Raw genomic sequence first — 18,752 nt, 5'->3', positions numbered from 1 at the left:
GCCATCGAGGGCAGCCAGCGTGAGAGCCATCCCTGCCTCGTTCGCACACCCCGATCTTCTACACCAACCGGAGCGCGCTCGCACTCAAGAAGGTAGGGCCGGCGTGACCGCGGACGGCCGGGTGACCGGCGGCACGCCGGCACAGGGCGGCACCGAGGGGGCATCCCCCGGTGAGGGCGTCCGCACGGGCGCTGCGCTCACCGGGACACCCCGCGCCGTTCCCGCGATCGCCGCCGTGACCGTGGCCGTGCTGCTCGCGGTGAGCCCGTGGTACGGCTACCACCGCGACGAGCTGTACTTCCGCATGCTGGGCGAGCGGCCCAGACTCGGATATTTCGACACCCCGCCGCTGACGCCGATGATCGCCCGCCTGTCTACGACGGTCTTCGGAGACACGGTCGTCGCGCTGCGGATCGTTCCCGCCCTGTGCGCCGGGGCTCTCGTCGTGCTCGTCGCGCTGGCCACCCGGGAGCTGGGCGGCGGCCGTGCGGCCCAGATCCTCGCCGCGGCCGGGACGGCCACTTCCGTGCTGCCGCTGTTGGCCGGTCACTCGCTGCTGACCCTCACCCCCGACCTCGTGCTGTGGAGCGCGGTCACGCTGTGCCTGCTCCGGGTGCTGCTCAGAGGTGACGGGCGCTACTGGCTCTGGGCGGGCGTCCTTTCCGGCATCGCTTCGTACAACCGCGATCTGATGGTGGTGCTGCTGGGCACCGTCGGTCTGGGCATCCTCGTGGCGGGCCCGCGCGAGGTGCTGCGGGACAGGCGGCTGTGGGCCGGCGCCCTCCTGGCCCTGGTGATCGCCTCGCCCAACGTGATCTACCAGGTGACGCACGACTGGCCGCAGTTCCAGATGGCCGACGCGCTGCGTGCCGACGAGGGCGCGGACAACCGGGCGGCCTTCGTCCCCCTGCAGCTCGTGCTGCTCGGGCCGGTGCAGGCGGTGATCTGCGTGGCCGGGTGGCTGCGGCTGTGGCGCAGCCGCCGGGTGCGTTCGCTCGCCATCGCCTACCCCGTGGCCTGCGCGCTGTTCCTCTTCTCGGGAGGCCGCCCCGACTACACCGGCGGGTTCCTGCTCTACCTGTTCGCGGCCGGTTGCGTCACGGCGGCCGGATGGCGGTGGAGACGGACGCTGGTCGCGGCGCTGGCGGTCGACGCCGTAGTGGCGGTGGTCGTCGCGCTGCCGGTCATCCCGGCGGCGTCGCTCGGCGGCACGCCGGTCGCGGCCATCAACGAGGTGGCCCGTGAGTCGGTGGGCATGCGCGACGTGGCGGCGCAGACGGCCAGGGTCGTGAACGGCCTGCCCGCCGGCGAGCGCGCCGGTGCGGTGCTGCTCACGGGGAACTACGGCGAGGCCGGCGCGCTGCGCCGCTACGCGGGCGAGTTCGGGCTGCCTGCGGTCTACAGCGGCCACAACGAGCTGTGGTGGTGGGGACCGCCGCCGGAGGGGACGCGGGTGGTCGTGGCCGTCGGCCTGCCGCCCGGCGAGCTCGCCACCGCCTTCGCCCGCTGCACCCCGGGCGGCAGGCTGACCGGGATGCCCGGCGAGGAGGACGGCGCGCCGATCACGGTCTGCCGCGACCCCGTGCGCCCCCTGCGCGAGCTGTGGCCGTCCGCCCGCCACTACAGCTAGCCGCCCCCGGCCTGGGCACCTGGCGCTGTGGTGAGGCAGGATTACGGTGTGTTGCTGATCGACCTTGCCAGGACGTCCGCGGCCGTCGCCGCGGACTCGGCTCGGCTCGCCAAGATCAGGCACCTCGCCGAGCTGCTCGGCAGGGTGGGACCGGACGAGGCCGAGATCGCCATCGCCTACCTGTCGGGTGAGCTGCCACAGCGCCAGATCGGGGTGGGCTGGCGGAGCCTGTCGGACCTCCCCGAGCCGCGTCAGATCGCCACGGCGACCCTGACGCAGGTCGACGCCCTGCTCGAACGCATCAAGGCGCAGTCCGGCGCCGGTTCGCAGGCCGCGCGCCGTGAGCTGCTCGGTGAGCTGTTCGGCGCCCTCACCCGGCAGGAGCAGTCGTTCCTGCACCGGCTGCTGACGGGCGAGCTGCGCCAGGGGGCGCTCAACGGGGTGATGATCGAGGCGATCGCCATGGCCGCGAACGTGCCCGCGGCCGAGGTGCGCCGGGCCCTGACCCTGCGCGGCTCGCTGCCCGCCGTCGGCGCGGCCGCGCTGCGCGGCGGCGTCGCGGAGCTGAAGGCGTTCCATCTGGAGGTCGGACGGGCGGTGGCGCCGATGCTCGCGCAGAGCGCGCCCAGCGTGACCGCCGCCCTGGAGAAGGCCGGCGTGCCCGCCGCGGTCGAGTGGAAGCTCGACGGCGTGCGGGTCCAGGCCCACCGGTCGGGCGACCGGGTCGCCGTCTTCACCCGGACGCTCGACGACATCACCGCGCAGGTCCCCGAGCTGGTCGAGGCCGTTCTCGGCCTGCCCGGGACCGATCTCGTGCTCGACGGCGAGGTCATCGCGCTGCGCCCGGACGGCCGGCCCGAGCCGTTCCAGGTCACCTCGGGCCGGGTGGCCAGCAGGACCGACGTGGCGTCGCTGCGCGCGACCGTGCCGCTGACCGTCTTCTTCTTCGACGCGCTGCGCGTGGGCGGCGCCGACCTGCTCGACCTGCCGGACGAGGAGCGGCACGCCGCGCTGGAGGCCGCGGTGCCGGCCGAGCTGATCACTCCCCGGCTCGTCACCGCGGACGCCGAGGAGGCCGAGGCGTTCTTCGGCGACGCCGTGCGGCGGGGGCACGAGGGCGTCGTGGTGAAGTCGCTGCGCACGCCGTACGCCGCGGGCCGGCGCGGGGCCGGCTGGGTCAAGGTGAAGCCGCGGCACACCCTCGACCTGGTCGTGCTGGCCGCCGAGTGGGGCAACGGACGGCGCCAGGGCTGGCTGTCCAACCTGCACCTCGGCGCCTACGACCCGGAGAGCGGCGGGTTCGTGATGCTCGGCAAGACGTTCAAGGGCCTCACCGACGAGCTGCTGACCTGGCAGACCGAGCAGTTCCTGCGGCTCGCGGACGGCCCGGCCGACGGCTACGTCGTCACGCTCAAGCCCGCGCTGGTCGTGGAGATCGCCTTCGACGGCGTGCAGCGGTCGAGCCGTTATCCCGGCGGCATGGCGCTGCGGTTCGCCCGCGTGCTGCGCTACCGGCCGGACAAGCGCCCGGAGGAGGCCGACACCGTGGCCGCGGTCCGCGCGCTCATGCCCTGACCGGGAGCGGCCTCCCGGGCTACTTGATCAGCCGGATGGTCAGCGGGTAGCGGAACTCGGTGGCGGCGAGCGCCGACCCCCCGCCGACGACGCACAGGACCAGCCCGACGACCCAGATGACCGGCACCAGGACGAGGCCCACGACGGTGAACGGCAGCAGCACCGTCGCGCCCAGCATGGTGAGGTGGAAGTTGAGCGACTCCACCGCGTGCTTCCTGATGTAGGGGGACGTCCGCCCCGCGGTCACCATCATCAGCAGCGGGCCGATGATGAACAGCCCCATCAGGCCGAACAGGTGCGAGGCCGCCGCCCCGACCCGGTCTCCCCCGTCCGGAGCCGCGGCACTGGGCTGCTGGACCGGCGGCCGGGGGACGTACGCCGGGCGCGTGCCGTACAGGTCGTTCATGACGGGCACGAGATCGGCGTGGGTGCGCGCCGTCATCGCGAGGTGCAGCCGCTCGTCCATCTCGTGCTTGTCGAGCCTGCCCTCGGCGTAGGCCGCCTTGACGTGCTCGACCACCTGTTCGCGGTCCTGGTTGGTGACACGCAGCTGCGGGTGCGGCATGGGGGCGCGACCCGGCCACGGTGGTGTCGCTGTCGCGGGTATCACGGCATCGCCTTCCGTCGATCGACTGCTCGGCTCTCTTCGAGTCTGCCTCCATCTTGTGCCGCGTACGCGCCCGGCGGCATCAGGGACATCCCCTACATCGCCCCGAGACCGTTCGCTTAACGCCATCGTGATACAAGGCGATGTATACAAGCACTATGAGATGGCGAGATCGCTATGGGCTCCGGCGCCGCCGGGGCGCCCGCGTGGCCAAGTTCGACCGCGAGGCGACCGACGCCGACATCGAGGCCCTCATCGAGTTCGCCAAGACCCGGCGCGGAGTCGAGTTCTACGTCGAGCCCGAGACCTTCGCGACCGACACCACCGCCGTGGCCGTGGCTCACGACGGGGAGTGGACGCGCCGCCGCGTCGGGGCACCCTCGGTGATCGCCAAGGTCGCCAGGGATCTCGCCCTTCCCGTTTACGACGTGCAGCTCACCGGTTATCCCGCCCGGATGCGCGCGTACAACGAGCGCCGGCGGCAGGCTCAGGAAGACGACGCGCTCTGACGGCCACCCGGAGCCGATGTGGGAGCCGCTGCGGGGGCCGACGCGGGTGTAGACGCGGAGGCCCGGCCGGGTAGGTCCTGGGCCAGCAACGCGCGCAGCGGCGCGAGCCAGATCGCCCGGGGAGTGCCCATCTCGTCGTCGAGCTCCTCCGGCGTCGGCATGCGGTCGCGGAGCATGGCGGGGGACATCATGTGCACCAGTGCCTGCCGGAGCAGGAGCGCCATCGAATAACCGGGATCGGCGGCGAGCGCCCGCTCCAGCGCCATCCCCGCGAGCGCGCACTCCCCCCGATGCCAGGCGGCCGCCGCCAGCAGCGAGGCCGCGGGCGCGACGTGGCCCGGCTCCAGCCGTCGGGTGAGGTCGCGCCACAGCGCGACGTGCGCGTCACGGTCGTCGATCAACGCCCACGCCTCGTCGCGCACCCTGACCACGGCGAGGTCGAGCCCGAGCCGGGCGGCCCCCTCGTCGTCGAGCCTGCGCCCCGAGCCGTAAAGGCCGACGGCCCCGCGCACCCGCGCCAGCCCCTCGGCGACGAATCGCGCGGCCAGTTCGTCCGCGTCCGGCGCCCCGGGCTCGGGCAGCGCCCGCAGCTCGGCCATGACGCGGGCGGTGACCCGCCGCATCGCCGCTCCGCCGCACCGCTGGACCGAGCGCCGCAGGCTGCCCCGGTCGGGCAGGGCGACCAGCCCGTGCAGCACTGCCTCGGCGGCGACCTGGCTGCGCTCGGTGTCGTACGGCGTGCCCTCCGCGGGACAGCAACTCGTGCTGCCGCAGGAGTAGGACCAGTAGCGCCCGCCTTCGGCCCGGAGGCTCTCGGCCACCCGGATGCCCCCGGCGTGCAGCAGCCGGGTCACCGTGTCGACGGCGGGGGTCACCAGCGCGCCCGGGCCGTACCCGACGACGAAGGCGGCGGTCACCGCCTCGCGGCACAGCAGCGCGACCAGCCGTTCGAGGTCCCCTGAGGCGACCGGCAGGTCCCAGCGTGTGGTCAGCCGCACGTCCGGCCCGGCGACACCGGCCACGACGAGGCTGTCGGCGGGGTGGAACCCGACGAGGTAGGGCACGGCGGCGAGGATGTCCGCCGGTGAGGAGAGCACGAGCTTCGGGATCGTCATGGCCGCAAGCCTCGCCCGGCGGCCACCCGCCCGGACGGCCGGAACGCCGCTCTGGGGATATCCCACCGCCTGTGGAAAACCGGGTACAGGGAAAACCGGTGGAACCGGACGGAGCGCGCGGCCTACACTCGGCGCCATGTCTACGCCCCGGATGTCTTAGCTCGGACACACGCTTCCACGCCACCCGTGTGTCCTTGAGCTGTTCCGGAGCGTCTTCCAATGATCACCCTTCGTGGTGTCGACGTGCGCGTCGGCGCCCGTCTCCTGCTGTCGGACGTCACCGCCCACGTCGCCCCCGGCGACCGCGTCGGCCTGGTCGGCCGCAACGGCGCGGGCAAGACCACCCTGCTGAAGACCCTGGCCGGCGAACTGCAGCCGGCCGCGGGCACCATCACCCGGACCGGCGAGGTCGGCTATCTCCCGCAGGATCCCGCGGCGGCCGATCCGTCCCTGTCCGTCGCCGCCCGCATCCTGTCGGCCCGCGGCCTCGACGAGGCCGAGCGGGCGCTGCGCGCCGCCGAGGCCGCCATGAGCGATCCCGCCGGGCAGGAACGGGCGATGCGGCGGTACGTCCGGGCCGAGGCGGAGTTCGAGGCCCGCGGCGGATACGCCGCGCAGGCCGAGGCCGCCCGCATCGCCGCCGGGCTCGGCCTGCCCGACCGGGTCATGACCCAGCCGGTCGGCACCCTGTCGGGCGGGCAGCGCCGCCGGGTCGAGCTCGCCCGCATCCTGTTCGGCGGGCAGGGCACGCTGCTGCTCGACGAGCCCACCAACCACCTCGACACCGACTCCGTGGCCTGGCTGCGGTCGTTCCTCGCGAGCCGCACCGGCGGGCTGGTCCTGATCAGCCACGACACCGCGCTGCTCGGCGACACGGTGAACAGGATCTGGCGCCTCGACGCCGACCGGGCCGCGCTGGAGGTGCACAACACCGGCTGGCGCGCCTATCTGGCCGACCGCGACGCCGCCGAACGCGGGCGCGCCCGGCAGCGGGCCGTCGCCGAACGCAAGGCCGCCGCGCTGCACGCCCAGGCCGACCGGATGCGCGCCGGCAAGGCGACCGCCGTACGGGCCAGGGAGATGGCGCGCCGGGCCGACCGCATGCTGGCGGCGGTGGAGCCGGCCCGCCGTGCCGAGAAGGTCGCCCGCATCCGGCTGCCCGAGCCCGCCCCCTGCGGCCGCACCCCGCTCGGCGCGATCAGCCTGACCAAGGCGTACGGCGACCTGCGGGTGCTGACCGGCGTGGACCTGGCCGTGGACCGGGGCGGCCGGCTCGTCGTGCTCGGCCTCAACGGCGCGGGCAAGACCACACTGCTGCGGATCCTGGCCGGGCGGGAACACCCCGACTCGGGCCGCGTGGTGCACGGTCCCGGTCTGCGGCTGGGCTACTTCGCGCAGGAGCACGACACGCTCGACCCGGCGCGCACGGTCGCCGAGAACCTCGCCGCCGCCGCGCCGCACCTGGGCGACGGCGAGGTGCGGCGGATCCTCGGCTCGTTCCTGTTCGGCGGCGACGACGCGGGCAAGCCCGCGGGCGTGCTGTCGGGCGGCGAGAAGACCCGGCTGGCGCTCGCCACTCTCGTGAGCTCGCAGGCCAACGTGCTGCTGCTCGACGAGCCCACCAACAACCTCGACCCGGCGTCACGGGACGAGGTGCTGGCGGCGGTCGCCTCCTACCAGGGCGCCGTCGTGATGGTCACGCACGCCGACAAGGCCGTGGAGGCCCTGCGTCCCGACCGCGTCCTGCTGCTGCCGGACGGGGTCGAGGACATGTGGAACTCCGATTACGCCGGCCTGGTGTCCCTGGCCTGACCCTCGGTCGCCGGCGCCAGCCGCACGCGGACGAGCATGGCGGCGCCGGCGACCGCGCCGGGCATCACGACCACGATGACGAGCGGCACCATGAACGCCACGAAGAGCGGCACGCCGAAGCCCAGCGAGGCCGACATGTTCGACCGGAGCAGGGCGAAACGCTCCTTGCGCCGCAGACCCCGGCGTTCCATCGCCAGGGCGGTCAGTTCGACCGTGAGGAAGAACCCGGAGACGAACGCCCCCACGACGGGCACCACGGTCTGCCCGACGACAGGCACGAAGCCGAGCACGAACAGCGGAACGGAGAACAGCAGGACCCACCAGAGCGTGACGATGCCGTCGCGGATCGACCGGAACAGGGACGCCCAGAACGGCAGGTCGCCCCCGTCGGGGAGCCCGCCCAGGTCCTCCTCGACCTGCTCCGAGAGCTTCTCGTAGAAGGGGTCGCCGATCACCAGCGTGACGGCGGTGAACGTCAGCACGGCGAGCGCGAGACCCGCCACGAAGATCACCAAGCCGACCAGCGCGCGGAACGTGTCGCGCCAGCCCCAGTCGTCCGCGAACGGCGTCGCCCAGGCCGCCACGTCGGTGGCGTGCGTGCCCAGCCAGACCAGCGCCAGGGCGTACAGCACGAGCGCGATCAGCGCCGGGATCAGCCCGAACAGCCACCAGCGGGGATGCCGGGCGATCCAGGCGAGACCACGCAGGCAGAAACCGACTCCCTCGGCGAAACCGCCGACGCCACGCCGTACGGCGGGCCGCCCGATGCCACTCATGGCGGGCAGGCTAGCGCCACAAGGTCGTCACCGGCACGCCCAAAGCGGCGAAAAGGCGGCGAAGCAGGGGAAGCGAGATGCCGAGCACGTTGCCGTGGTCGCCCTCGATGCCCTCCACGAACCAGCCGCCCAGGCCGTCGAGCGTGAACGCACCCGCCACGCGCAGCGGCTCGCCGCTGGCGACGTACGCCTCGATCTCCTCCTCGGACGGCGTGCCGAACCGCACGACGGTCGCCGCCGCCTCCGACCCCCTCCGGCCCCCGGCGACGTCCACCACGCAGTGCCCGGTCAGCAGCCGGCCCGTCCTGCCCCGCATCATCCGCCAGCGGCGCACCGCCTCCTCCTGCGTCCCCGGCTTGCCGTACGCGACGCCGTCGAGTTCGAGCACCGAGTCGCAGCCGATCACGAGGCCGCCGGTGAGTGTCCGGGAGACGGCGTCCGCCTTGGCCACGGCCAGTTCGAGACACAGCTCCTCGGGGGTGCCTGCCGTGATCGCGTCCTCGTCGACACCACTGACGACGACCTTGGGATCGAGCCCGGCCGCCCGCAGCACTCCGAGGCGGGCGGGCGAGGCCGAAGCGAGGACCAGTTCAGTCACACCTTTCAGCCTAGTCGCTTCTACTATGTCTGACGTTTACTGATCACTAGCGGGGGATGCCGGTGTCGAAGGCCACGATCAAAGAGCGTGCGCGTTACTGGTTCGACAACACCATGGCCAGGGGCACGGCCGCCCTCATCGGCTGGCTGGCCCTGGTCTCGCTGGTGCTCATCGTGATCGCCAGCACGCTGACGATGTGGCTCACCCCCGACGAGGCGCTCCAGCACCACGGCTGGCCCGGGGTGCTGTGGCTGTCGCTCATGCACGCCCTCAGCCCGGGCAAGATCGCCGGAGACACCGGCACAGCGCCCTTCCTCGCGATCATGCTGGGGGCGTCCCTCGGCGGCATCTTCATCGTCAGCATCCTCGTGGGCGTGCTGTCCGCCGGCCTGCGCGGCAAGATCGAGGAGCTGCGCAAGGGCCGCTCCCGCGTCATCGAGAGAGGCCACACGGTCATCCTCGGCTGGTCCGAGCAGCTCTACACGATCGTCTCCGAGCTCGCGAAGGCGCACGCCAGCCAGCACGGCTCGGTCATCGCGATCCTGGCCGACCGGGACAAGCCGGCCATGGAGGACGCCATCAGGGCCCGGGTGGGCGACACGGGCAGGACGCGTGTGGTGTGCCGCACCGGCCGCCCCACCGAGCCGACCGACCTCGACCTGCTGAGCCTGAACACCGCGCGGACGATCGTCGTGCTGTCCCCCGACAAGGAGGACCCGGACGCGCACGTGATCAAGACCCTGCTCGCCCTGGCCAAGCGGGCGGGCGCGCATCCTCCGGTGGTCGCCGCCATCTCCTCCTCGCGCAACATGGCCGCCGCCCGCCTGGCCGGAGGGCCCGGCGTCCACCTGGTCGACAGCGACGACATCGCCGCACGGCTGATCGTGCAGTCGTCCCGGCAGTCCGGCGTGTCCGTCGTCTGCATGGACCTGCTGAACTTCGACGGCGGTGAGATCTACCTGCGCCGCGATCCGTCCCTCGCCGGCAGGTCGTACGGCCAGGCCCTCGACGCGTACGCGACCGCGACCGTCCTCGGCCTGCGCACGCCCGGCGGTGTGATGCTCAACCCGCCGGCCGACACCGCGATCGGGACGTCCGACGAGATCGTCGTGATCGCCCAGGACGACTCGCTCATCCGCCTGGCGAACGGAACGGCTCCCGCGGACGAAGAACACATCGTCCCCGCGAAGACCCCGGCACCGGCACCCGAGCGGACCCTGATGCTCGGCTGGAACGGCCGGGCCGCGAAGATCATCCACTACCTCGACGGCTATGTGACCCCCGGATCGATGCTCGACGTCGCCGGCGACCACCCCGCTGCCGGCACCGGCCTGGAGGGCCTGCGCAACCTGACGGTGAACGTCAAGGAGTGCGACGCCACCGACAGGTACGCCCTGGAGTCCCTCGGCGTCGGCGTCTACCAGCACGTCATCGTGCTCTCCGACGACCGGATCGACCCGCACCACGCCGACACCCGCACGCTGATGACGCTGCTGCAGTTACGCGACATGCAGGCGACCCTCGGGGAGAAATACTCGATCGTGAGCGAGATGCACGACGAGAACAACCGGGCGCTCGCCGAGGTCACCGAGGCCGACGACATCGTCATCAGCGACACCGTCATCGGCCTGCTGCTCGCGCAGCTCGCCGAGAACCCCCACCTTGCCGAGGTCTTCGGCCATCTCTTCGACTCCGCGGGCTCGGAGGTCTATCCCCGGCCCGTGGAGAACTACGTGACGACCGGCGAGCCCGTCGCCTTCCGTACGATCGTGGAGTCGGCCCTGCGGCGCGGTGAGACCGCGATCGGTTACCGCCTGGCGGCGAAGTCCGGGGAGCCGCCCCACTACGGCGTCGTGCTCAACCCGGGCCGGTCCCGGCCGGTGACCTTCACGGCGGGCGACTCCGTGATCGTCCTCGCCGAGAACTAGTCGAAAACCAGTCATCGCCGAGCCCGGCTCCCGGACGGGGAGCCGGGCTCGGCCGTGTCCGGTCCGCGCGCCGGGTCAGAGCACCTTGACGGACGACATCACCTTGTTGATGTCGTGCCAGCGCTTCTTCTGGCTGTCGGGGATCGTGACGAACACGACGGCGGGCTTCTTCTCCGGCACGTCCACGAGGGCCAGCGCCGCGGCGGAGACCCGCTTCTTGCCCTTGAGCGTGTAGTGCACGGTGTAGCCGAGCAGCCAGCCCTTCTGCTCGCCCGCCTTGATGGGCTGGGAGGCCGTCCAGGTGATCGTGGAGCCCGACGGGTGGTGGTTCAGCGTCCACCGGGCGGCCAGGAAGGCGGTGTCGCGCAGCGACTTCTGCTCGGGGATCGGCACCGGGCAGGAGACCAGCATCCCGCGGTACGACGCGCCCTTGACCTTGGGCAGCAACTGGCGGGAGGCGAACGGCGCGGGCTTGGCCAGCGCCCATGACGTGGCGAAGCGGGGCAGGGCGACGCCGGACCGCCGGTCCTTGATCAGCCCGTGGGTGGAGGCCGACCGGCCGGGCAGGCTGCGGAGCCGGTGGGTCTTCTTCGGCAGCGCGGGGACTCGGGGGTCCTTGAGGGCCGCCGCCAGTGCGACATCGGCATCGGCCGTGTCCACACCGTCGCCACCGTCAGCGCTGTCCTCACCGTCAGCGCTGTCCCCACCGTCAGCGCCGTCCGTGCTGTCCGCACCGGGCGTCGTGCTCGCCTCGGCGTTCGACAGCGGGCTCGACAGCGGACTGAGACCGGGCGTGGCCACCGCGCCCGCGGCCGGTGCCACACCGGCGCTCGACGCGGACGAGTCCGAGATGACCAAGGGGGCGGCGGCTGCGGAGTCCCGCGGGGCGGCGGTCGCCGAGTCGTCCCGGTTCAGCAGCACGACGGTCGCGCCCGCGCCCAGGACGACGACTCCCGCGGCGATCGCGATCGCCCGGTAGACCACCCGCATCGGCAGGTCTCCGAGCCCCTTGGACGAGCTCGCCGGTGGCGCAGCCACAGGGACCGTGATCTTCGGTAGTGGAGTGGTCTCGGCCTCGGCCGCTATATAAGAGGGAACGGCCTTCGTCCCATAGTCCCCAGGTGACACGAACGGGAGCGTACGGCATATCCCGATATTTCGGGCGCGTTCCCCATCACACTTCGGGAACGCCGACCCGCAGCCACGGAGCGTCCGCCACGACCGTCGCGGAGCCCGGCGCGATCTCGGTGAACCCGGCGTCTCTGACCACCGGCAGCCCGCTCGCGGCCAGCGCGTCCCACCGGGCCGGGCCGGCCGTCCTGACCCGTACGGCGAAGCCCCGTTCGCGCCAGGCCGCCCGGTCCGCCTCGCCCGCACCCCACCAGGCGAACTGGGCGCCGTGGCCCGCCTGGGCCATCGCCTTGCCCGCGGTCATCTCGAGCCCGGGGTTGATCCAGAGCACCACGTCGCCCGGGCCCGGCTCAGGCGGGACGGCGTCGTCGGTCAGCTCGGTGCCCGACACCTGGAGGCGGGCGAGGTCGCGCGGCCAGTCGTCGAGCGGCACGGGAGGATGCACCCGCACCTCGGCCGTGCGCACGGCGACGGTGATGCCGGGCAGGGCGAGCGCCCGCCGCCACTCGGCGCCGCGGGCCCGCCTGACCACCTTCCTGATCCGCCCGTCCTGCCACTCGGCGACCACGTCGGACCACCCGTCTCCGTCCGCGGCGGGGGTATCCGCGGGGTTCTCTGCACGGTCCAGCAGGCACACCACGGCCGTCGCCGCCGCCTCCAGCGCGTCGGTGCGCTGCGGCGGCGCGGCCCGTTCGATGCGTACGACCAGAGGAAGAACGCGTTCGGTCACCCGACAAGGATCGCAGCTTCGCGGCCATCCCGGACACGCGTGACGATACGGGACGACATGAGCGCGGCGAGCAGGCACAGCACGCCCGCGCCGTACCACGCCAGGTCGTAGTTCCCCAGATGGTCGCGGGTGACCCCGGCCGCGGTGGCGACGACGGCCGCGCCGATCTGGTGGGAGGCGAAGACCCAGCCGAAGACCACCGCACCGTCCGCGCCGAAGATCTTCCGGCACAGCGCGACGGTCGGCGGCACGGTGGCCACCCAGTCGAGGCCGTAGAAGACGATGAAGACCAGCATGCTCGGCTCGGCCGTGGCGGCGAACAGCCGCGGCAGGATCAGCAGCGACAGCCCGCGCAGCGCGTAGTAGACGGCGAGCAGGAGCCGCGGGTCCACCCGGTCGCTCAGCCAGCCGGAGAAGACTGTGCCGGCAATGTCGAAGACCCCGATCACGGCGAGCAGCGAGGCCGCGGTGGTCTCCGGCATGCCGTGGTCATGGGCGGCCGGGATGAAGTGGGTGCCCACCAGGCCGTTCGTGCTCGCCCCGCAGATCGCGAAGCCGATGGCGAGATACCAGAAGTGCCGGGTGCGGGCGGCGTCCCGCAGCACGCGGACGGCCCGCGCGGCGGCGCCCCCGTCCGGCGTACGCACTGCAGGGGTGCGCACGACCGGCTCGGTCGCGCCCAGCGCGGTCAGGCCGATCTCCTCGGGGGTGTCCCTGAGCAGGAACCACACGAGCGGCACGACGGCGAGCGCGGCAGCGGCCACGGTGAGCGAGGCCCACCGCCACCCCTGCATCTCCGTCAAATGCGCGAGCACCGGCAGGAAGATCAGCTGCCCGGTCGCGCCGCCGGCCGTCAGCACGCCGGTGACCAGGCCGCGGTGCCGTACGAACCAGCGGTCGGTCAGCGTGGCGGCGAAGACGAGCGCCATCGAGCCGGTGCCGAGCCCGACCAGGACGCCCCACAGCGCGACGAGCTGCCAGCTCGCGGTCATGAACACGGTCAGGCCGCTGCCCGCCGCCACCAGCAGCAGGGCGCAGGCGACGACGCGGCGCATGCCGAAGCGGTCCATGAGCGCCGCCGCGAACGGCGCGCACAGGCCGTACAGCATGAGGTTCACCGAGACCGCGAGCGAGATCGTGCCTCTCGACCAGCCGAACGCGTCCTCCAGCGGCGTGATCAGCACACCCGGCGTGGCGCGGAACCCGGCCGCCCCGATGATCGCGACGAAGGCGACGGCGGCGACGATCCATGCACGATGCAGCGACTTCATGCCGAGCATCCTCCCGTCGTGCCGCTTTCGCAGATAGTGGCCGGGAGGTCAACATGTGAAAGAATCAGGCCATGCCCTCAACCGTGCCCCCAACCGTGCCCCCAAGCGTGCACCGCGTCGCCGTACTGGCCTTGGACGACTTCGCCACGCTCGACCTGGGCGTCCCCGGGCAGGTGTTCTGGGCCGCCTGCGACTCCGGCCGTGACCCCGGCCCGCTCTACGAGGTGGTCACCTGCAGCCCGGGCGGACGCCCGGTGCGGAGCCAGGCGGGCTACAGCGTCGTCCCCGACCACGACCTGAGCGTGCTCGCGACCGCCGACACGGTGGTGGTGCCGGGCATCCACAGCGGTCCCCCACTGGAGGACGGCACGCTCGACCAGGAGGTGCGCGCAGCGCTGCGGAATGTCGCGGGACGCGCCCGGCTCATCTCGATCTGCACCGGCGCCTTCGTGCTGGCCGCCGCCGGACTGCTCGACGGGCGTCCGGCGACCACCCACTGGCGCAACGCCGCGGAGTTCAGCATGCTGTTCCCCCGCGTGCTGCTCGACCCCGACGTGCTGTTCATCGACGACGGCGACGTGCTCACCTCGGCCGGCGTGGCGGCGGGCATCGACCTGTGCCTGCACGTCATCCGGCGCGACCACGGCAGCGAGGTGGCCAACCGCACCGCGCGCCGGTGCGTCACGCCGCCGTTCCGGGAGGGCGGGCAGGCCCAGTACATCGAGCGCCCGCTCCCCGATCCCGTCGGGACCACCACCGCGCCCACCCGGGCGTGGATGCTCGAAAACCTGGAGGAGCCGGTCAACCTGGCCGCCCTCGCCGCGCACGCCCGCATGAGCGTGCGGACGTTCACCCGCAGGTTCCGGGAGGAGACCGGGCTCAGCCCGGCCAGGTGGCTCGCCGGGCAGCGGATCGCCCATGCCCGGCACCTGCTGGAGACCACCGACCTTCCGGTCGACGTGGTCGCCAGGAAGGCCGGCTTCGGCAGCGCGGTCTCGCTCCGCCAGCACCTCCACGCCGCCGTCGGGGTCTCCCCCCTGGCCTATCGCCAGACGTTCCGTACGCCCGCCGCGCTCGGCTGACTCACCGGCGGTCGCCCACGGCGGGGCCGCGCCGGGCGTACCGGCCGCCCGAGCGGCGTGGAGGCTCGCGAAGCACCGGGGAGTCCGCGTGCTGCTGCTGCTTGCGGGCCCGCCGCTTACGCAGGAACAGCCAGCCGAGGCCGAGCACGACCATCCCGATCGGCGTACGCGCCAGCCAGCGGGTGACGACGAGCTGCAGGATCCTCTTCATGACACCCGCCCCTACCCGGCACGGGTGTGATCATGTGCCCGCGGTTCAGGACGCCAGCTGCGGATAGAGTCCGGCCACGTCGCCCGACAGCAGCGACCGCACGCGGCGGCTCACGTCGTCGGCGAGCACCTCGAAGCTGCCCTGCTCGATCGCGTCCAGGGCCTGGGCGGCGACCTCCGCCGGGTCGACCTTCGGGCCGTCGACGTGGGCGGCCATGTCGGTGTCCATGTATCCGACGTGCAGCGCCGTGACGAGCGTGCCCTGCTCCTTCAGTTCGATGCGGAGACTGTTGGTGAGCTGCAGCGCGGCCGCCTTGGCCGCGGAGTAGCCGGCCACCCGCGGGGATACGGCGACCCACGACAGCACCGACAGCACGTTGAGGATCGCGCCGCCCCCGTTGCGGCCCAGGATCGGGGCGAACTCACGGGCCATGCCGAGCGTGCCGAAGTAGTGCGTCTCCATCTCCAGGCGAATGTCGTCGAGCGCACCGGCGAGGGCCGACGAGTTCGTGGAGACTCCGGCGTTGTTGATCAGAAGATCCACGTCGGGGGCATGCTCGGCGGCGGCCTTGACCGATGCGCGGTCGGTGATGTCCAGGGCGAGCGGCACCACGCCCGGCAGGTCGATCGTCTCCGGCCTGCGCGCCGCCGCGTACACCTTGGCGGCGCCGCGCTCCACCAGCGCGGCCGCGAAGCGGCGTCCCAGCCCGCGGTTCGCGCCCGTGACCAGCGCGACCGATCCCTCGATCTTCATTGCAGTCTCCATCTCTCGACGACTTCGCGTACACGCTAGAAGGCTGACTTTAGATTTTCAAGTCAGCGTCTGAGCTAGCCTGGAACCCACAGGCGATGAGCGATTGAGGCGTGTGATGACGACCACGGAACTGCCCGACTCGATGACGTGCTCCATCGAACGGGCGGTGACCCTCCTCGGAGAGCGGTGGACGCCGCTGATCCTGCGGGAGCTGCACTCGGGGGTCGTCCGCTTCGCGGACATCCAGCAGCGCCTGGGGATCGCCACGAATCTGCTGACCACCCGGCTGACGACGCTCGCCGCCGCGGGCGTGGTCGAGAAGCGGCCCTACCGCGACACCGGGGCCCGGACCCGGTACGAGTACCACCTGACCGACGCGGGCCGCGACGCGATCCTGATCCTCGGAGCGCTGCAGCGGGGGGGGGCCCGCCCCGCGCCCCGCCTCTCCGGGCCGACGGTGAAACGCCTCGATCGGCGGACCGGGGCCCGGCTGGACGTGTCGTTCACCGACCCCGAGGGCCGCGCCGTCCCGCTGGACGCGGTCGCCTTCGTACGCACCCGCACCTGACCGGCCGTACGAGGGAGCGGGCATGTCCGGCGGCGGCTATCGGGCTCTGACCTTCGACGGCGACGGCACGCTGTGGAACTTCGAGAGCGCGATGAGCCTCGCGCTTGAGGACGCCGCCCGCCTGCTCCGCGCGTCGGGAGTCGGCAGGCCGGACGGGCCGGTGACCGCGCGATGGCTGCGCGAGGTACGCGATTCGGTCGCCCGCCTCGACGCCTACCGTGGTCAGAGCATGGAGAAGATCCGGCTGGCGTCCTTCGAGACGGCCCTGACGCACTGCGGGCACGCCGATCCGAAGCTTGCCCGCGACGTCCACGGCGTTTACATGCGAGCCCGGTGGGCGCGGCTGCGTGCCTATGACGACGTGCCGGGCAGCCTGGCGGCTCTGCGATCGCGCTATCGCCTCGCCCTCGTCACCAACGGGAACACCCACCCTCACCGTGTGGGACTGGACGGTCTCTTCGAAACGGTGGTGGTCGCCGCCGAGTGCGGATTGCACAAGCCGGATCCCGAGATCTACCGCTTCACGGTGGATCGGCTGCGGCTCGATGCGTGCGATGTCCTCCACGTGGGCGACGACCCCGTCGAGGACGTCATCGCCGGTCGAAGGGCCGGATTGGACACCGCCTGGATCAATCGCGACGGCCGCGAATGGCCCCATGACGAAGCGCCACCCATGGTGGTCGCGGATTTGCGCGAGCTCGTCCTGCGCCTCACGGGCCAGTGATGATGGGTGGGCCGGCGGATCCTGAAGCCTTGGCCCTGGCACAGATTTCGCACGATGACACAAGCCAGCCCCAGCCGGCGGTCCGCATCCGGCCCAACCCGCATCCGGCCGGCCCGCATCCGACCGGCCCGCATCCCGCCGGTCCCCATCCGGCCGGCCCGCATCCGACCGGCTCGCATCCCGCCGGTTCGCAGGCGCGTCCGGCCAGCCCGCAGGCGCGTCCGATGCTTGCCCGCGAGTGCGCCCGCCACGCCGCCGCCCGTTGCTGCACCGTGCACCGCGCCGCCACGCCTCGGTTCCCGCTCCGCGTACGTCGCCGGCACCGACAGGATCCACGCAGGTGATCCCGTACAAGAGGTGATCGCTAATCGCACCGTCCAACGCGGCCGCGTCCTGCGTGCCGTCGAACACGCCGTCACCGCCTTCTGAGCACGCCTGCCTTCTGGGCCCCTCGCCACCTTCCGAGCAGCCCAGTCGCCGTTTGCTGTGCCTTCGTCGTCCTGTGCCTCCGTCGTCCTGGGCCTTCGTGGTCCTGGGCCTCCGCTGTTACGAGCCTTCGGCGTTTCCGGGCAGCGCCGTCCCCGTTCTCTGAGCAGCGCCGTCCCCACCGGCTGAGCAGTGCCGCCGCAGTTTTCCGGGCTTTCAGCGCTTTCCGGGCAGTGTCGTCCCCACTTTCCGGGCGGCGTCGGCACTGTTTTCCAGGCTCTCGATGCTTTCTGAGCGGCGTCGGCGCCGTTTTCTGGGCTTTCGACGTTTGCTGGGTAGCGCCTGCCGCACCCTGAGCGGCGGCGCCTTCACTGCCGCTGGCAGGGCTTGTCCAGCCACAGCATCTGGCTGGCCTGCCCGGCCACGGCGAACACCCCTTGACCAGGGCGGTCCCCTCAATCTGTGATCCCAAGAGATTCTTTGTTGATCTTGCACAAGCCCCAGAGAGACGAGAAAATTAATACAAGCTTTCGAATCTCTTGATGGAGGTGTGATGGATCTGTTCGACATCGATCCTGAGCACCTTCGTCATTCGAATGGCCCTGACGACGGTTGGTGGGACCGTCTGATCGCCAATTCGCCGCTGTGGTCGTCCGATGGCTCGTCCGCCCGCGAGCCCTTCCCGATCATCAACTTCGGGCCCCGGCAGCGCGCCGACGCACCCGTTGTCGATAGCGCGGACGACCCGGGCGCGGACGTCCCCGGCACGCATACCGACAGCGCAGATAGCGACGGCGCGAATGCCAAGCGTGGGGCTGCCATCGGTGCGAATGCCGCTGGCACGAACGGTCCCGGAGCAGATGCCGCGCGTGGAGCTGCCGACAGCGCGGGATCTGACGCCGATGACGCCCGTGGGGCTTGTGATAGTGCGGCTGCCGCTGGCGCAAATGGCGCTGGCTCTGGTGCCGCCCGTGAGGCTCCCGACACTCCCGACAGTGCGGCATTCGCCGGTGCGAATGCCGCTGGCGCGAATGGCGCTGGCTCAGGTGCCACGCGTGGGGCTGCCGACGGCGCGGACGCTGCTGGCACAAACGGCACCGGCGCGAACGGCACTGGCGCGGCCGGCCCGAGTGCTGGTGCGGGTGCGGGTGGGGGTGCTTCCGAGGGTGTGGGCGGTCGTGATCGTGGCCGTGATCGTGGTCGTGGTCGTGGTCGGGGTGGTGTGCGGTCGTCGTGGGTGGTGGTGGGGTCGGTTCGTGAGGTGGCCCAAGAGCTGGCGCTGACCCCGCTTCCCGACGATGTGGAC

At 72.2% G+C, this 18,752-nt stretch carries 18 protein-coding genes; 9 read left to right on the top strand and 9 right to left on the bottom strand.

Going from position 1 to position 18,752, the window contains the following annotated elements:
• Nucleotides 1-103 precede the first annotated feature (103 nt).
• The gene (locus FLV34_RS36905; RefSeq protein ID WP_142645788.1) at nt 104-1,630 is read left to right on the top strand and encodes a glycosyltransferase family 39 protein; all 1,527 of its coding nucleotides are present in this window, start codon (nt 104-106) and stop codon (nt 1,628-1,630) included.
• 48 nt (nt 1,631-1,678) lie between these two features.
• Complete coding sequence (locus FLV34_RS36900) at nt 1,679-3,205, top strand: ATP-dependent DNA ligase (RefSeq protein WP_147945337.1); 1,527 nt, start codon at nt 1,679-1,681, stop codon at nt 3,203-3,205.
• Nucleotides 3,206-3,224: 19 nt separating this feature from the next.
• On the opposite strand, the gene FLV34_RS36895 is transcribed toward FLV34_RS36900, so the two are convergent.
• Nucleotides 3,225-3,770 (bottom strand): DUF1707 and DUF4870 domain-containing protein, encoded by a 546-nt coding sequence (locus FLV34_RS36895; protein WP_147945336.1) that lies wholly within the window; start codon nt 3,768-3,770, stop codon nt 3,225-3,227.
• Between the two features lie 200 nt (nt 3,771-3,970).
• Here FLV34_RS36895 and FLV34_RS36890 point away from each other — a divergent pair, with 200 nt between their 5' ends.
• On the top strand, nt 3,971-4,321 hold the full coding sequence (locus FLV34_RS36890; protein WP_147945335.1) for a hypothetical protein: 351 nt from the start codon (nt 3,971-3,973) through the stop codon (nt 4,319-4,321).
• Here the strand turns inward: FLV34_RS36890 and FLV34_RS36885 are convergent.
• Nucleotides 4,300-5,436, bottom strand: coding sequence for a DUF4192 domain-containing protein (locus FLV34_RS36885; RefSeq protein WP_147945334.1), 1,137 nt, complete (start codon nt 5,434-5,436; stop codon nt 4,300-4,302). The two genes, FLV34_RS36890 and FLV34_RS36885, sit on opposite strands and share 22 nt — an antisense overlap.
• Before the next feature lie 219 nt (nt 5,437-5,655).
• Between FLV34_RS36885 and FLV34_RS36880 the strand changes: the two genes are divergently transcribed.
• A complete protein-coding gene (locus FLV34_RS36880) occupies nt 5,656-7,248 on the top strand; it encodes an ABC-F family ATP-binding cassette domain-containing protein (RefSeq protein WP_147945333.1) in 1,593 nt (530 codons plus the stop codon).
• Here FLV34_RS36880 and FLV34_RS36875 read toward each other — a convergent pair.
• Nucleotides 7,221-8,024 carry an EI24 domain-containing protein gene (locus FLV34_RS36875; protein WP_142645794.1) on the bottom strand — a complete coding sequence of 268 codons (804 nt, stop codon included), beginning with the start codon at nt 8,022-8,024 and terminating at the stop codon, nt 7,221-7,223. The genes FLV34_RS36880 and FLV34_RS36875 overlap by 28 nt on opposite strands.
• 10 nt (nt 8,025-8,034) lie before the next feature.
• Nucleotides 8,035-8,622, bottom strand: a complete 588-nt coding sequence (locus FLV34_RS36870) for a nucleoside triphosphate pyrophosphatase (RefSeq protein WP_147945332.1) — start codon at nt 8,620-8,622, stop codon at nt 8,035-8,037.
• A gap of 62 nt (nt 8,623-8,684) precedes the next feature.
• Here FLV34_RS36870 and FLV34_RS36865 point away from each other — a divergent pair, with 62 nt between their 5' ends.
• On the top strand, nt 8,685-10,550 hold the full coding sequence (locus FLV34_RS36865) for a potassium transporter TrkA (RefSeq protein WP_142645796.1): 1,866 nt from the start codon (nt 8,685-8,687) through the stop codon (nt 10,548-10,550).
• A gap of 75 nt (nt 10,551-10,625) precedes the next feature.
• Here the strand turns inward: FLV34_RS36865 and FLV34_RS36860 are convergent, their stop codons facing one another.
• From FLV34_RS36860 to FLV34_RS36850, 3 genes are all read right to left on the bottom strand, one after another.
• Nucleotides 10,626-11,588, bottom strand: coding sequence for a hypothetical protein (locus FLV34_RS36860; RefSeq protein ID WP_147945331.1), 963 nt, complete (start codon nt 11,586-11,588; stop codon nt 10,626-10,628).
• A gap of 136 nt (nt 11,589-11,724) precedes the next feature.
• The gene (locus FLV34_RS36855) at nt 11,725-12,411 is read right to left on the bottom strand and encodes a peptidyl-tRNA hydrolase (RefSeq protein ID WP_221889868.1); all 687 of its coding nucleotides are present in this window, start codon (nt 12,409-12,411) and stop codon (nt 11,725-11,727) included.
• Entirely contained in the window at nt 12,408-13,682 is a 1,275-nt protein-coding gene (locus tag FLV34_RS36850) for an MFS transporter (RefSeq protein ID WP_142645799.1), read from the bottom strand. The genes FLV34_RS36855 and FLV34_RS36850 overlap by 4 nt, the downstream gene beginning before the upstream one ends.
• Nucleotides 13,683-13,753: 71 nt before the next feature.
• On the opposite strand from FLV34_RS36850, the gene FLV34_RS36845 reads away from it, so the two are divergent.
• Nucleotides 13,754-14,764 carry a GlxA family transcriptional regulator gene (locus FLV34_RS36845; protein ID WP_147945330.1) on the top strand — a complete coding sequence of 337 codons (1,011 nt, stop codon included), beginning with the start codon at nt 13,754-13,756 and terminating at the stop codon, nt 14,762-14,764.
• A gap of 1 nt (nt 14,765) precedes the next feature.
• Here the strand turns inward: FLV34_RS36845 and FLV34_RS36840 are convergent, their stop codons facing one another.
• Entirely contained in the window at nt 14,766-14,975 is a 210-nt protein-coding gene (locus FLV34_RS36840) for a DUF6203 family protein (RefSeq protein ID WP_142645801.1), read from the bottom strand.
• Nucleotides 14,976-15,020: 45 nt separating this feature from the next.
• Complete coding sequence (locus tag FLV34_RS36835; RefSeq protein WP_147945329.1) at nt 15,021-15,728, bottom strand: SDR family oxidoreductase; 708 nt, start codon at nt 15,726-15,728, stop codon at nt 15,021-15,023.
• Between the two features lie 115 nt (nt 15,729-15,843).
• Here FLV34_RS36835 and FLV34_RS36830 point away from each other — a divergent pair, with 115 nt between their 5' ends.
• From FLV34_RS36830 to FLV34_RS36820, 3 genes are all read left to right on the top strand, one after another.
• Entirely contained in the window at nt 15,844-16,296 is a 453-nt protein-coding gene (locus FLV34_RS36830; RefSeq protein ID WP_222709765.1) for a helix-turn-helix domain-containing protein, read from the top strand.
• A gap of 22 nt (nt 16,297-16,318) precedes the next feature.
• On the top strand, nt 16,319-17,020 hold the full coding sequence (locus FLV34_RS36825; RefSeq protein WP_147945328.1) for an HAD family hydrolase: 702 nt from the start codon (nt 16,319-16,321) through the stop codon (nt 17,018-17,020).
• 1,481 nt (nt 17,021-18,501) lie between these two features.
• Entirely contained in the window at nt 18,502-18,729 is a 228-nt protein-coding gene (locus FLV34_RS36820) for a hypothetical protein (protein WP_147945327.1), read from the top strand.
• The last annotated feature ends 23 nt before the right edge of the window (nt 18,730-18,752 follow it).

This window comes from Microbispora sp. CSR-4, from assembly GCF_008033685.1.
Classification (GTDB): Bacteria; Actinomycetota; Actinomycetes; order Streptosporangiales; family Streptosporangiaceae; genus Microbispora.
Note: the sequence above shows the minus strand (reverse complement) of the source record. Positions and strands in the feature narration are given on the sequence as shown.

What these genes read in the sequence shown, in the direction of transcription:
- FLV34_RS36840 (WP_142645801.1), bottom strand. Translation starts at nt 14,975, where the DNA reads ATGAAGAGGATCCTGCAGCTCGTCGTCACCCGCTGGCTGGCGCGTACG.
- FLV34_RS36895 (WP_147945336.1), bottom strand. Translation starts at nt 3,770, where the DNA reads ATGCCGCACCCGCAGCTGCGTGTCACCAACCAGGACCGCGAACAGGTG.
- FLV34_RS36845 (WP_147945330.1), top strand. Translation starts at nt 13,754, where the DNA reads ATGCCCTCAACCGTGCCCCCAACCGTGCCCCCAAGCGTGCACCGCGTC.
- FLV34_RS36890 (WP_147945335.1), top strand. Translation starts at nt 3,971, where the DNA reads ATGAGATGGCGAGATCGCTATGGGCTCCGGCGCCGCCGGGGCGCCCGC.
- FLV34_RS36830 (WP_222709765.1), top strand. Translation starts at nt 15,844, where the DNA reads ATGACGACCACGGAACTGCCCGACTCGATGACGTGCTCCATCGAACGG.
- FLV34_RS36875 (WP_142645794.1), bottom strand. Translation starts at nt 8,024, where the DNA reads ATGAGTGGCATCGGGCGGCCCGCCGTACGGCGTGGCGTCGGCGGTTTC.
- FLV34_RS36880 (WP_147945333.1), top strand. Translation starts at nt 5,656, where the DNA reads ATGATCACCCTTCGTGGTGTCGACGTGCGCGTCGGCGCCCGTCTCCTG.
- FLV34_RS36885 (WP_147945334.1), bottom strand. Translation starts at nt 5,436, where the DNA reads ATGACGATCCCGAAGCTCGTGCTCTCCTCACCGGCGGACATCCTCGCC.
- FLV34_RS36835 (WP_147945329.1), bottom strand. Translation starts at nt 15,728, where the DNA reads ATGAAGATCGAGGGATCGGTCGCGCTGGTCACGGGCGCGAACCGCGGG.
- FLV34_RS36825 (WP_147945328.1), top strand. Translation starts at nt 16,319, where the DNA reads ATGTCCGGCGGCGGCTATCGGGCTCTGACCTTCGACGGCGACGGCACG.
- FLV34_RS36850 (WP_142645799.1), bottom strand. Translation starts at nt 13,682, where the DNA reads ATGAAGTCGCTGCATCGTGCATGGATCGTCGCCGCCGTCGCCTTCGTC.